General features: G+C 73.6%; 13 protein-coding genes. 4 read left to right on the top strand and 9 right to left on the bottom strand.

Annotation, left to right across the window (positions count from 1 at the left end):
- Positions 1 to 40 precede the first annotated feature (40 nt).
- From ABZ810_RS05905 to ABZ810_RS05890, 4 genes are all read left to right on the top strand, one after another.
- On the top strand, positions 41 to 721 hold the full coding sequence (locus ABZ810_RS05905; protein ID WP_358399711.1) for a TetR/AcrR family transcriptional regulator: 681 nt from the start codon (positions 41 to 43) through the stop codon (positions 719 to 721).
- A 60-nt stretch (positions 722 to 781) separates the two neighbouring features.
- Positions 782 to 1,210 (top strand): nuclear transport factor 2 family protein, encoded by a 429-nt coding sequence (locus ABZ810_RS05900; protein WP_358399709.1) that lies wholly within the window; start codon positions 782 to 784, stop codon positions 1,208 to 1,210.
- Entirely contained in the window at positions 1,207 to 2,547 is a 1,341-nt protein-coding gene (locus ABZ810_RS05895) for a phosphotransferase family protein (protein WP_358399707.1), read from the top strand. Before ABZ810_RS05900 ends, ABZ810_RS05895 begins: the two co-directional genes overlap by 4 nt.
- A 145-nt stretch (positions 2,548 to 2,692) precedes the next feature.
- Positions 2,693 to 3,349 carry a GntR family transcriptional regulator gene (locus ABZ810_RS05890; RefSeq protein ID WP_358399705.1) on the top strand — a complete coding sequence of 219 codons (657 nt, stop codon included), beginning with the start codon at positions 2,693 to 2,695 and terminating at the stop codon, positions 3,347 to 3,349.
- Here the strand turns inward: ABZ810_RS05890 and ABZ810_RS05885 are convergent.
- The 9 genes from ABZ810_RS05885 to ABZ810_RS05845 are packed head-to-tail and all read right to left on the bottom strand — an operon-like array spanning position 3,337 to position 11,901.
- Positions 3,337 to 4,077: a class II aldolase/adducin family protein gene (locus tag ABZ810_RS05885; RefSeq protein WP_358399703.1), complete on the bottom strand. Its 741-nt coding sequence runs from the start codon at positions 4,075 to 4,077 to the stop codon at positions 3,337 to 3,339. The genes ABZ810_RS05890 and ABZ810_RS05885 overlap by 13 nt on opposite strands.
- Positions 4,070 to 5,224 (bottom strand): aromatic ring-hydroxylating dioxygenase subunit alpha, encoded by a 1,155-nt coding sequence (locus ABZ810_RS05880; protein ID WP_358399702.1) that lies wholly within the window; start codon positions 5,222 to 5,224, stop codon positions 4,070 to 4,072. Before ABZ810_RS05880 ends, ABZ810_RS05885 begins: the two co-directional genes overlap by 8 nt.
- Complete coding sequence (locus ABZ810_RS05875) at positions 5,221 to 6,114, bottom strand: hypothetical protein (RefSeq protein ID WP_358399700.1); 894 nt, start codon at positions 6,112 to 6,114, stop codon at positions 5,221 to 5,223. Before ABZ810_RS05875 ends, ABZ810_RS05880 begins: the two co-directional genes overlap by 4 nt.
- A complete protein-coding gene (locus tag ABZ810_RS05870) occupies positions 6,111 to 7,070 on the bottom strand; it encodes a C-terminal binding protein (protein WP_358399697.1) in 960 nt (319 codons plus the stop codon). Before ABZ810_RS05870 ends, ABZ810_RS05875 begins: the two co-directional genes overlap by 4 nt.
- On the bottom strand, positions 7,067 to 8,029 hold the full coding sequence (gene speB, locus ABZ810_RS05865) for an agmatinase (protein ID WP_358399696.1): 963 nt from the start codon (positions 8,027 to 8,029) through the stop codon (positions 7,067 to 7,069). Before speB ends, ABZ810_RS05870 begins: the two co-directional genes overlap by 4 nt.
- A 20-nt stretch (positions 8,030 to 8,049) precedes the next feature.
- On the bottom strand, positions 8,050 to 9,129 hold the full coding sequence (locus ABZ810_RS05860) for an ABC transporter ATP-binding protein (RefSeq protein ID WP_358399694.1): 1,080 nt from the start codon (positions 9,127 to 9,129) through the stop codon (positions 8,050 to 8,052).
- Positions 9,126 to 9,929, bottom strand: coding sequence for an ABC transporter permease (locus ABZ810_RS05855; RefSeq protein ID WP_358399691.1), 804 nt, complete (start codon positions 9,927 to 9,929; stop codon positions 9,126 to 9,128). The genes ABZ810_RS05860 and ABZ810_RS05855 overlap by 4 nt, the downstream gene beginning before the upstream one ends.
- On the bottom strand, positions 9,929 to 10,786 hold the full coding sequence (locus tag ABZ810_RS05850) for an ABC transporter permease (protein WP_358399690.1): 858 nt from the start codon (positions 10,784 to 10,786) through the stop codon (positions 9,929 to 9,931). The genes ABZ810_RS05855 and ABZ810_RS05850 overlap by 1 nt, the downstream gene beginning before the upstream one ends.
- Positions 10,783 to 11,901, bottom strand: coding sequence for an extracellular solute-binding protein (locus ABZ810_RS05845; RefSeq protein ID WP_358399688.1), 1,119 nt, complete (start codon positions 11,899 to 11,901; stop codon positions 10,783 to 10,785). Before ABZ810_RS05845 ends, ABZ810_RS05850 begins: the two co-directional genes overlap by 4 nt.
- Between the last annotated feature and the right edge of the window lie 137 nt (positions 11,902 to 12,038).

The raw sequence follows: 12,038 nt of genomic DNA, 5'->3' as shown, positions 1-12,038 counted from the left end.
GCCGGCTCGGTGGGACGGGACGGAAGGGGAAGGACCAGCGATGGCGAGCGGGGCGGATCCAGATCGGCGGCAGGGCGGGAGGCCCGCGGGGGACGACCCCGAGGCGGGGCCGGCGCCGCTCACCGAACGCGGGGCGCGGACCCGGGAGCGCCTGATCGTCTCCGGCCGCGAGGTCTTCGAGGAGCGCGGCTTCCTCGACACCCGCGTCACCCACATCACGCGGCACGCCGGGGTGGCCTACGGGTCCTTCTACACCTACTTCCCGTCCAAGGAGGCGCTCTTCCTGGAGATCGCCGACCGGCTCTTCGAGGACATGACGCGGCACGCCACCGTGCCCTCGCCCGGCGCCGGCGCGCCCTCGCCCGCCGCGCGGATCAGGGCCGCCAACCGCGCCTACTACGAGGCCTACCTGCGCAACGCCAAGATGATGGCGATCATCGAGCAGGTCGCGACGTTCAACGAGGAGTTCCAGGAGATGCGGCGCAAGCACCGCGCCCTCTCCGTCGGGCGTTCCGCCAAGGCCATCGAACGCTGGCAGCGCGCCGGCCTGGTCGCCGCCGGCCTGGACCCCGAGACGACCGCGCGGGCCCTCGCCGCGATGGTCGACCACTCGCTCTACCTCTGGCTCGTCCAGGGTGACGACCCGCCCGCCACCGAGCGGCTCCTGGACACCCTGGACACCCTCAACATCCGCGCCCTCGGCCTGTCGCCCGACGACTGACCGCGGACGCGGGACGACCCATCCCCACCCCCCGGAAACATCCCGGAAAGAGGAGGACCCGTGCACCAGGACCTCGCCGACCGTTTCATCGCCGCCATCACCGCCGGCGATCTGGACACGCTCCGTTCCCTCTACGCGCCCGGCGCGAAGATCTGGCACAACGGGCCCGGCGACGGCGGCGGCGCCGAGCAGGACGTGGACGACAACCTGCGCACGCTGCGCTGGTTGTCGCGCAACCTGGAGGACTTCCGCTACGAACTGATCCGGCGCGACCCCCTGCCGGACGGCTACGTCCAGCGCCACGTCCTGCGCGGACGCCTCCCTGACGACGCCGGGACCCCGATCGAACTGGCCGCCTGCCTGTTCGTCAGCGTGGACGACCAGGGCCGCATCGCCCGGATCGAGGAGTACGCCGACACGCGCGGCACCGACCCGCTGCGCGCGCTCGCCGCCGCCCAGCGCGCCGCGCGGATCCCCGAGCGGTCATGACCGCTCAGGAGGCCGCGCTGCGGCTCGCCCTGGCCACCCGCCTGGCCGGCGCCGAGGTGACCGGCCTGCGCAGGCTCTCGGGCGGAGCGAGCCGCGAGACGTGGTCGTTCGACGCCGGAGGACAGAGGCTCATCCTGCGCCGCGACCCGCCGGCCTCCCCGAACGCGGAGGCGATGGCGCTCGAGGCGGCCCTGCTGACCGCCGCCGCCGGCGCGGGCGTGCCCGTTCCCACGGTCGTGGACCACGGCCCGGACCTGTTCGGCACGCCCTACCTGATCATGGAACGGCTGGACGGCGAGACCATCCCGCGCCGGATCCTGCGCGACGAGGGCCTGGCCGACGTCAGGCCGCGCCTGGCCCGGGAGCTGGGCACGATCCTCGCCCGGCTGCACACCATCCCGCCCGTCCCCGGCCTGCCCGACGACGACCCGATGGACGACCTGGCCGCCCGCTACGAGGAGTACGCCGAGCCCCGTCCCGCCGTGGAGCTGGCCCTGCGCTGGCTGGAGCGCCACCGGCCGGCGCCGTCCCCCCGGCGCACGGTCGTGCACGGCGACTTCCGCAACGGCAACCTGATGATCGGGCCGTCGGGCGTGCGCGGCGTCCTGGACTGGGAGCTGGCGCACGTCGGCGACCCGGTCGAGGACCTCGGCTGGTTGTGCGTGAAGGCGTGGCGGTTCGGCTCACCCGAGCCGGCCGGCGGCTTCGGCCCCCGCGAGGAGCTCCTCGCGGGCTACGCGGCGGCCGGCGGCGCCGCTCCCACCGCCGAGACGCTGCGCTGGTGGGAGGTCTACGGCACGCTCCGCTGGACGATCCTGTGCCGTCACCAGGCCGAACGGTACCTCGACGGCTCCGAGCCGACCGTCGAGTACGCGGTGATGGGCCGGAAGGTCTGCGAGCAGGAGCACGACCTCCTGCTCGCCCTGGGCCTGACCGCGCCCACCACCGTCCCCGACCCCCTGGGCGCGGCGACGCCCGCCGCCGCGGCCCTGCCGTCGCCGCCGCACGACCGGCCCGGCGCGCAGGACCTCATCGACGCCGCCACCGCGTTCCTGGACGGGGCCGAGTACGCCGACGACCGGCAGCGGTTCCACGCCCGCGTCGCCGCGTCCGCGCTCCGCATCGCGCGGCGCGAGCTGCTCCTCGGCGACGCGCACTGGGTCGAGCACCGCGAGCGCCTGCGCGCCCTGGGCTGCGCGGACGACGCCGACCTGGCCCTCGCCATCCGTACCGGCAAGCTCGATCACCGCAGGGACGAGGTGGTCGCCACGGTCCGGGCGTCCATCGTCGACAAGCTCACGGTGGCCAATCCGCGCCACCTGACCCTCCCGGCCTGACCCGCCCTGCCCTGACCTGGCGCCCACCCCGTACCGTTGACCTCAAGGAGCCCACCCGGCGCACACTTGTATACAACTCACCTCCCAGGGTCGCCAGATCCCACCTCCTCGCGTTATATTGCATGCAATAAGCGAAGGAGTGCCGATGCCTCGCGCCACCGACACCGCCTACGAGGCGGTGCGCCAGATGATCCTTTCCGGGGAGGCCGAGGCGGGCAGCCGGCTCGGCGAGGTCGAGCTGGCCGAGACGCTCGGCCTGTCGCGCACCCCCGTCCGGGAGGCGCTCCAGCGGCTCGGCGCGGACGGGCTGGTCGAGGTGCTGCCGCACCGCGGCGCCCGGGTGGTGCGCTGGACCCAGGACGACCTGGTCGAGATCTTCGAGTTGCGCGCCCTGCTGGAGCCGTACGCCGCCGCGCGCGCCGCCAGGCTCGGCCAGGACGAGGCGGTGCTGGCCGAGCTCAACGCGCAGTGCGCGGCGATGGAACGGGCGGCGGCCGACGGCGACCTCGCCCGCGTGGCGCAGCTCAACTCCCGCTTCCACGCCGCCGTGATCGACGCGTCCGGCAACCGCCGCCTGCCCACGATGCTGACCTCGGTCATGCACGCACCGCTGATCCTCGGCACGTTCCGCCGGTACGACGAGCCGGCCATGGCCCGGAGCATGAACCACCACCGCGAGCTCGTGGCCGCCATCACCGAGCGCGACCCGGACTGGGCCGAGTCGGTCATGCGCGCCCACATCCGCGCCGCCGCCGCGCTCCTCAGCCCGGCCCCCGGGGCGGCCGGCGCTCAGGAGGCGTGATCGGGAGCGATCCGGTCCGCCAGCCGGAGCAGGGCGGCCCAGGCCAGGTCGTACGCCTCGGTGTCCTGGAGATCGTCGTCCGAGGACTCTCCGGCGAGCTGCCGGGCGGCGTGCTCGCAGACCTTCGGCGGCGGCATCACGAGCGTGCCGCCGCCCGACTGGGCGGCCACCTGGATCTGGCACGCCTTCTCCAGGTAGTGCATGCGCAGGAAGGCCTGACCGGGAGTCGCGCCGACGGTGAGCAGCCCGTGGTTGCGGAGGATCAGCGCCGGGTGGCCGCCCAGGTCGGCGACCAGGCGTTCCCGCTCGGCGAGGTTGAGCGCCACCCCCTCGTAGTCGTGGTAGCCGACGCGGTCGTAGAACTCCAGCGACATCTGGTTGAGCGGGAGCAGCCCGCCGGCCTGCGCCGCCACCGCGCAGCCCGCCCTGGTGTGGGTGTGCAGGACGCAGTGGGCGTCCGGCCGAGCGGCGTGAACCGCGCTGTGGATGACGAAGCCGGCGGGGTTGACCCGGTGCGGGGTGTCCTCCACCGGCGTCCCGTCCGGTCCCACCGTGACCAGGTTCGAGGCGGTGATCTCCTCGAAGAGCAGACCGTACGGGTTGATCAGGAACCGGTCGCCGGGCAGCCGGACGGAGATGTGCGTGAAGATGAGGTCGGTCATGCCGAAGTGCGCGACCAGGCGGTAGACGGCGGCGAGCTCGCGGCGCAGGGCCTCCTCGTCAGCCATGGCCGGCCGCCTCGAGGATCTCGGCGACGCGCACCTGGAAGCGGGCGGAGATCTGGTCCCAGTGCGGGTCCAGGTGGTTGTGGTCGGCCGCCGGGGAACGCCGGCCGCGCTGCATGCGCTCCAGGATCGGCACGTCCTGGTCGTTCACCTCGAACAACACCTCGCAGAGCGACGCGCGCGCCGCGGCGAAGCCGTCCCCGGCGGCGGTGGCGTCCACGAAGACGGCCATGTGCTCGACGGTCGCCTCGGGGCCCGCGGGCTCGAAGGCGATGACCTGGAACCAGTCGGCCTCCAGGAACACCAGCGCGTTGGGGAAGAGCGCGTACAGCTCCTGCCGTTCGAGGAAGTCGTCCGGAACGCCGTCGCCGAGCCGGGGCAGCGGGACCTCGGTCTTGTCCGCCTTCCCGGAGGCCCCGCGCGGGTAGCACCCGCCGACGATGTCCGCGGACAGCGCGACGTCGTGGATGTCGAGCGCCGCCGCGGCGGGGCCGACCTGCGGATGAACGAACGGCAGATGGTAGAAGTCGAGGAAGTTCTCCACCGGCAGCTTCCAGTTGGCCTGGATCTCGTAACGGCGTTCGCCGGCCAGGTGGAGCCGGGTGAGGTCGACGCCGGCCCAGCGCTCGGTGAGCGGGGCGAGGAGATCGGTCAGCGGCGCCTCGGGTTCGCCGCCGAGATGGACGAACACCATCCCCGCCCAGGTCGCATGGTGCACGGGCAGGAGGCTGAGCCTGTCGCGGGTCTCGTCGTCGGGCGCGGAGCCCTTGGTGCGGTCCCAGTACGGGGTGCCGCACAACGAACCGTCCAGGTTGAACGTCCAGTAGTGGTACGGGCAGCGCAGGCGGCCCCGGGTGCTCGGCTCCTCGGAGAGGACCAGGCCGCGGTGCCGGCACAGGTTGTGGAAGACCCGGAGCACGCCCTGCTTGTCGCGGGCGAGCAGCAGCGGCCGGCCCGCCACGGTGATCGGCCGGGAGTCGCCGGGGGTGCCGGCCCAGTGCTCGAAACCGGCCCACACCCATCGGCCCTGGAAGATCTCGCGGACCTCGGTCTCGTAGACCGCCTGGTCGAGATAGGTGTGCGCGGGCAGGATGCTGCGGTCCGCCGGCCACGTGTCGAGCGGCCCGGCGTAGCGGGTCTGCACGGTCATGTTCCCTCCGATGCGGTGGCGGTGGCGGTGGCGGTGGATGTGGCGGTGGACAAGGTGGTGGCGAAGAGGTCCTCGGCCTGCCGCTTGAGCCACAACGCCTCGGCCCAGCGGTCGGACAGCTCCGTGCCGTCCGGGCCGGTGATGGCGTAGGGCACGGTGCCGAGCTCGCAGCAGTAGGTGAGGTCGGCGCCGGCTCCGGCACGGGCGCGCCAGGAGCGCAGGCCGCGTTCCCACCAGTCCTGGAACCGCTGGACGACGGCCCGGTGCCGGGGGAAGTGCGGGGAGACCTGGATCTGCCCCCGGGTGGCGATCCGTCCCTGGAACGAGGCGCCGCGCTCGATCACCTGGCCGATCAGGGCGTCGGCGCGGACGTCCGGGCCGTCGGGGATCTCGTTGCCGCAGACGTAGTGCGACAGGTCCACGGCGAGCTCCAGTTCGGGCAGCGCGTCGAGCAGGCGGCAGGTGAACCCCAGGTCGTTGGTCAGCGTGTAGCGGTGCGTCTCCAGCTGGAAGGGCAGGCCCGCGGCCTCGGACTCCTTCATCCAGGACCGCACCAGCGTGACCGCCTCGCCCACGTCCGAGGGGAAGACCTGGCCGCAGACGACCAGAAGCTCGGCCTCGATCTCCGCCGCGTAGTCGAGGGCGGCCGAGAGCGGGCGGTCCGCGTTGACGAAGGCGAAGACCTGCGCGCGCAGCCCGAAGGTGCGCAGCAGCGGTGCGATCTCCGACGCCGCGGGCGCCTCGGCCGCGCCGAGGTCGACCGCCGCCCCGGCGAAGCCCGCCTGCGCGATCCTGGCGACGCGTTCGTCCAGCGTCCAGGGCGCCGGGCCGCGCCACGGGAGGCCCTCCATCGCCCACAGGGACTGGAAGACCGACAGGGTCTGGCTCACGGAGCCTCCTCCACGTTCTCGCGCGGGCCCGCCACGGCGGCGTCCGGGACGCGGCCAGCCAGGACGGCGGCCACCTGCCCGGCGGCCTGCCGGAACGGGCGTACGAGCGCGTCCGCCGAGTACCAGGCGGCATGCGGCGTGATGATCAGGTTGGGGCAGTCCAGCAGCGGATCGTCCCGCCGCGGCGGCTCGGCCGGGAGCACGTCGAGTGCCGCCCCCGCCAGGCGGCCGGAGCGGAGCGCGGCGGCCAGGGCGCCGTGGTCCACCAGCGAGCCCCGGGCGACGTTCACCACGAACGCCCCGGGCCGCAGGGCGGCCAGCGCCGCCGCGTCGATCATCCGCTCGGTGGCCGGGGTCGCCGGCGCGTGCAGGCTGACCACGTCGGCGGCGCCGAGGAGCTCGCTGAGACTCCGGGCGCGCACGGCTCCGCACCGTGCGAACGCCGCGGCGCCGGCGGCGGGGTCGTACGCGCGGACCTCCATGCCGAGCGCGGTCGCGCGGGTGGCCACGGCGGCGCCGATGCGGCCGAGCCCGGCCAGCCCGAGGACGGTCCCGGCGATCCGGCGCGGCGCCGCCTCCGTGACGTCCCAGCGTCCGGCCCGCACCGAGCGGTCGAGGGCCACGACCCCGCGGACCAACCCGGTGACCAGCGCGATCGTGTGGTCGGCGACCTCGTCGGTGCAGTAACCCGCGCTCGTCGTCACCCACGCGCCCTGCCGGGCGACCGCGTCCACCGGGACATGGTCATGGCCGGCCGACGTGGCCGCGACGATGCGCAGATCGGGAAGTGCCCGGACCTGGTCGGCGGTGAGGGGCGTCTCGGGGCCGAGCAGCAGCGCCACGACGCCGGGGCCGGAGGGGACGTCCGCGGCCCGGACGACCTCGGCTCCGGTGCCGTCCAGCACGGACGCGACGTCCTCGGCCTTCCCGAACGTGTCGAGCAGCACGACCTTCATGGCCGCCGCGCCATCGCCGACAGCAGCTCGTACGCCACGTGCGCGGCGGCGATGCCGGTGAGCTGCGCGTGGTCGTAGGCGGGCGCGACCTCCACGATGTCCGCGGACACCAGGTCGAGGTCGCCGAAGGCGCGCAGCATCGCCAGCAGCTCGCGGCTGGTCAGCCCGCCCGCCTCGGGGGTCCCGGTGCCGGGCGCGTGCGCCGGGTCGAGCACGTCGATGTCGACCGACACGTACACCGGCCGGTCGCCGACCCGGGCCCGGATCCGTTCGATGGCGCCCGCGAGCCCGTCCGACTCGACCTCGGGACAGGTGACCGCGGCGAAGCCGAGCTCGGTGTCGTCGGTGAGATCGCGGCGCGAGTAGAGCGGGCCGCGGATGCCCACGTGCATGCTCGCCTCCCGGTCGATCAGGCCTTCCTCGGACGCCCGCCGGAACGGGGTGCCGTGCGTGTAGGCGGCCCCGAAGTAGGTATCCCAGGTGTCCAGGTGGGCGTCGAAGTGCACGACGGCGACGGGCCCGTGCCGGCGGTGCACCGAGCGCAGCAGCGGCAGCGCGATCGTGTGGTCGCCGCCGATGGTCAGCAGCCGCGCGCCGGCTCCGGTGAGCGCGTCGGCGCCGCGTTCGACCGCGCGCACGGCCTCGCCGATGTCGAACGGGTTGCAGTCGATGTCGCCGGCGTCGGCCACCTGCTGGAGCGCGAAGGGCTCCACGTCCTGCGCGGGGTTGTAGGGACGCAGCAGGCGTGAGCTCTCGCGGACGTGCGCCGGGCCGAAGCGTGCGCCGGGCCGGTAGCTGACACCGGTGTCGAACGGGACCCCGACGACGGCGACGTCCACATCGGTCACCTGGTCCGTGCGGGGCAGCCTGGCGAACGTCGCGGCGCCCCCGTACCGGGGCGTCCGGGTCGCGTCGATGGGGCCGATCGGGCCGGTCGGGCCTTCTTCCGGGCGGGTCAAGGGGACCTTCTCTCACGCTCTCAGGGAGCGGCAGGGGTGGTGTGAGCGGCGGGGGCGGTACGAGCGGGAGGCGGATCGGCGAGCGTGCGCAACGTGCCGCCGCCACGATGCCGCAGGCCGATCCGGTCTCCGGCGGCCGGCGCCACCGGGTGCTCGCCCGGCAGGACGCTGACGACCAGCGGCCGGGCGCAGTCGTCGACGGTGACGCTCAGCCGCAACCGGGCGCCCTGGTAGACGGTCTCGGTCACGGTGCCGCCGACCGCGCCGTCCGTGACCGCGGCGGTCAGGACGAAGTCCTCGGGGCGGAGCACGGTGACGCCCTCGGCGGCGCCCTCGACCGGCAGGCCGAACGCGGCGCACCGCCCGCCGCGGACGGGCAGCAGGTTGGCCTCACCGAGGAAACCCGCGACGAACGGGGTCGCGGGCCGCCGGTAGACCTCCTCCGGCGTCCCGACCTGCTCGATCCGGCCGTCCTGCATGATCGCGACCAGGTCGGACATCGACAGCGCCTCGACCTGGTCGTGCGTGACCGCGACGGTCGTGGTGCCCGTCTCGCGCTGGATGCGCTTGAGCTCGATCTGCATGGCCTCGCGCAGCTGCTTGTCCAGCGCCGCGAGCGGCTCGTCCAGCAGGAGCAGGGCGGGCCCGAACACCAGCGCCCTGGCCAGCGCGACGCGCTGCTGCTGCCCGCCGCTGAGCGAGGAGACGGCGCGGTCACCGGTGCCCGGCAGCTGGACGAGTTCCAGTGCCGTCGCGACCATCTCGCGCCGCCGTTGCCTGCCGACCTTGCGGGCGAGCAGCGGGAACTCGATGTTGCGCGCGACGTTGAGGTGCGGGAAGAGCGCGTAGTTCTGGAAGACGAACCCGATGTCGCGGCGCCCGACCGGCACCCCGCCGAGCGGCCGGCCGCCGAGCAGCACCTCGCCGGAGGTCGCGGCCACGAACCCGGCCAGCACGTTCAGCGTGGTGGTCTTGCCGCTGCCGCTGGGGCCCAGCAGCGTGACGAACGACCCGGCGGGCACCGTCAGGTCCACCCCGTCCAGGATCCGCGTCCCCGACAGCTCGACGCCGAGCTCCTTGATCTCGACCGTGGCGCTCACGCGTGCCTCCTCGTGCCGCGGCCGAGAGCCAGCGCCAGCCCCAGCAGCACCACGGCCAGCCCCATGATCAGGGAGCTGACGGCCGCGATCGCCGGCGAGGCCTGCTGGCTCGCCGACTGCCACAGATGGGTGGGCAGGGTCTCCTGGCCGGGCGGGCTCAGGTAGTAGGACAGGACCGACTCGTCGAAACACAGGCCGAAGGCCAGGACGGCGGCGCCGACCACGCTGCGTCCCACCAGCGGCAGCTCCACCCGGACCAGTACCGAGGGCCAGCGGTGGCCGAGGCTGCGGGCGGCGCGGGCGAGGGCGGGATCCACCTCGGACAGCCCGGCCGCGACCGTGAGGTAGACGAGCGGGGTGGCGAGCGCCGCCTGGCCGATCATCAGCGTCTTCAGGCCCGCCGCGCCGCCGAGCTCCTCGACGGCCAGATAGAGCCCGAGCGCCAGCACGAGCTGCGGCACCACCATCGGCGCGATCATCGCGGTGCGGAGCACGCGGGCGCCACGCCGGGCCCGGGGCAGCGCGAACGCCGCCGCGGTGCCCGCGAGGGTCGCCAGCACGGTGGCCACCCCGGCGGTGCGCAGCGAGGTCGTCATCGCCGCGTGCCACGCGTCGTCGTTCAGGACCTCGGTGAACCACCGTGCCGAGAACCCGGCCGGCGGAAAGGTCAGGAAGACGTCCCCGCTGAACGCGATCGGCAGGATCACCGCCAGGGGCAGCAGCAGGAACAGCGCGATCGCGCAGCCGGCGATGACCACGGCGCGCGACAGCCGGGGGAGGGCCAGGCGGAGCTCGTCCATCAGAGCCGCTCCCATCGTTCGCCGATCCCGAAGACGCGGTCGGCCAGCAGGTAGAGGCCGAGCGCGGCGACGAGCAGCACGACCCCCATGGCGGCCGCGCCGCCGAGGTCCTGCAACCGCCCGAACTGCGTTCCGATGACGGTGGCGACCAGCTGCTGCTCGGGCCCGCCGAGGAACGCCGGGGTGACGTAGAAGCCCAGGCACATCACGAACACCAGGACCGCGCCGGCCGCCGAGCCGGTCCGTACGGCGGGCAGCACGATCGACCGCAGCGTGAGCAGCTCGCCGCCGCCGAGGCTGCGCGCGGCGCGCAGCCGGGCCGGGTCGATGCCGCGCAGCCCCGCGTAGATCGGCAGCACCATGTACGGGAGCATGATGTGGACCATCGCGGGGATCAGGCCGGGCATCGTCTGGTAGAGCCCGAGGCCGTCCCGCGACAGGTGCAGGGCCTTGGCCAGGCTGTCGAGCGCTCCGGACGGCTGCAACGTGAGCACCCAGCCGTACGTGCGCACCAGCAGCGAGATCCAGAAGGTCAGGAACAGCACCCCGAACAACACCCGCCCCAGCACCCTCGGCGCGAGCGCGAGCGCCAGCGCGAACACCAGGCCGGCGGCCCAGGTGCACGCGGTGACGAGGGCGGACATCCACAACGTCCGCCACGCCGCACGCAGGAACAGCGCGCTGGAGAACGGCTCGGTGACCATGCCCGCGGGCCCGTTCTCGCGCGCCCCGACCACGATCACGGCGCACAGCGGGCCCACCAGGCCGACGGCGAGCAGGAGCGCCGGCGGGAGGAACAGCCAGCGTGCCCCGCTGCCCTCCCAGAGCCGGGGACGGCGGGTCGCGACCGCCGTCACTCGCCCACCCAGGCGAAGAACTTCTTCACGTAGTCGTTGTCCTGCTTGGCCAGCGCGTCCACGTTCACGCTGAGCTGCTTGGCGACGTTCTCGGGCGCGCTGGGCTGGAGCGCCCGCTCGGTCGGCGTCAGCGACTCGAACGCCTTGGACACCGTCGGGCCCAGGTAGAGCTTGCGCGCCACCGCGGCCTGCGACTCCGGCGTGGACATGAAGTCGATGAGCGCGTTGGCGGCGTCGGCGTTCGGCGCGTGCCGGGTCAGCCCGAACGCGCCCCACGGGTAGAGGATCGCGTCCTGGTAGGTCCAGTCGACCCCGCGGCCGGAGTTCTTCAGCTGGATGACCCGGCTGTTGGCGGTGGCGATCATCGAGGCGCTGCCCTGCGCCATGTACTGCTGGCCCTGCGCGTACGAGTCGTAGAAGATCAGGCTGGACTTGATGGTGTCGAGCTTGGCCAGCGCCCGGTCGAAGTCGAGCGGATAGATCTTGTCCTTGGGCACGCCGTCGGCCAGCAGCGCCAGCTCCATCGTCCCGGCGTAGATCGACTTGGGGAACGCGCGCTTGCCGGGGAACCGCTTGAGGTCGAAGAAGTCCGCCCAGCCGCGCGGCGTCGCGCCGAGCTTGGTCGACCAGCCCATCACCACGCTGTAGGCGTAGCTGCCGCCGGCGTAGTCGCGGTACGCGGCGTCGACCAGGTCGCAGCGGCGCACCCAGTCGGCGAGCTTGCCGGGCGCCTTGCCCTGCTGGACGAGCGCGGCCACGGAGAACCCGTCAAAGTCGATCATGTCCCATTCGGGGGAGGGCGCGGCGACCATCGAGACGAACTTGCCGTAGTCCCAGGGGGCCTCGACCACCCGGGCGCCCGCCAGCTTGGTGAACGGCGCGAACTGCTCCTGCTGCCGGACGCGGTAGGTCTCGCCGCCGAACCCCGCCAGCACGACCTGCCGGGCGCGCAGCCGCGGCCACTTGGCATTCACCCCGGACGGGCTCGCCGCCGCGCCGGACGCGGAGTCGCCGCCGGACCCGCAGGCGCTCAGGAGCGAGGGGAGGGTGAGGGCGCCGGCCGTCAGTGACGCGCGGGCGAGGAACTGTCTGCGGGAGGGACTGGCGGGGCTCATGGGACCTCCGTGAGCGTTGGAGGATCGGCTCATCGGCCGCGAATACATGCGGACCATAGCCCCGACGCTTACGTTATTGCGGTTACGAAACAAAACTGCCGCAATGATTTACATCTGTGAAACGCGGCGGCGGGCCG

It is taken from the genome of Spirillospora sp. NPDC047279 (assembly GCF_040643285.1).
In the GTDB taxonomy this organism is placed as follows: Bacteria; Actinomycetota; Actinomycetes; order Streptosporangiales; family Streptosporangiaceae; genus Spirillospora.
The sequence above is the reverse complement of the archived record's forward strand: the minus strand, read 5'-3'. Positions and strand labels throughout refer to the sequence as shown.

Excerpts from the sequence above, each read along its gene's own strand:
- ABZ810_RS05905 (WP_358399711.1), top strand. The coding sequence starts at position 41 with ATGGCGAGCGGGGCGGATCCAGATCGGCGGCAGGGCGGGAGGCCCGCG.
- ABZ810_RS05895 (WP_358399707.1), top strand. The coding sequence starts at position 1,207 with ATGACCGCTCAGGAGGCCGCGCTGCGGCTCGCCCTGGCCACCCGCCTG.
- ABZ810_RS05890 (WP_358399705.1), top strand. The coding sequence starts at position 2,693 with ATGCCTCGCGCCACCGACACCGCCTACGAGGCGGTGCGCCAGATGATC.
- ABZ810_RS05885 (WP_358399703.1), bottom strand. The coding sequence starts at position 4,077 with ATGGCTGACGAGGAGGCCCTGCGCCGCGAGCTCGCCGCCGTCTACCGC.
- ABZ810_RS05880 (WP_358399702.1), bottom strand. The coding sequence starts at position 5,224 with ATGACCGTGCAGACCCGCTACGCCGGGCCGCTCGACACGTGGCCGGCG.
- ABZ810_RS05870 (WP_358399697.1), bottom strand. The coding sequence starts at position 7,070 with ATGAAGGTCGTGCTGCTCGACACGTTCGGGAAGGCCGAGGACGTCGCG.
- ABZ810_RS05855 (WP_358399691.1), bottom strand. The coding sequence starts at position 9,929 with ATGGACGAGCTCCGCCTGGCCCTCCCCCGGCTGTCGCGCGCCGTGGTC.
- ABZ810_RS05845 (WP_358399688.1), bottom strand. The coding sequence starts at position 11,901 with ATGAGCCCCGCCAGTCCCTCCCGCAGACAGTTCCTCGCCCGCGCGTCA.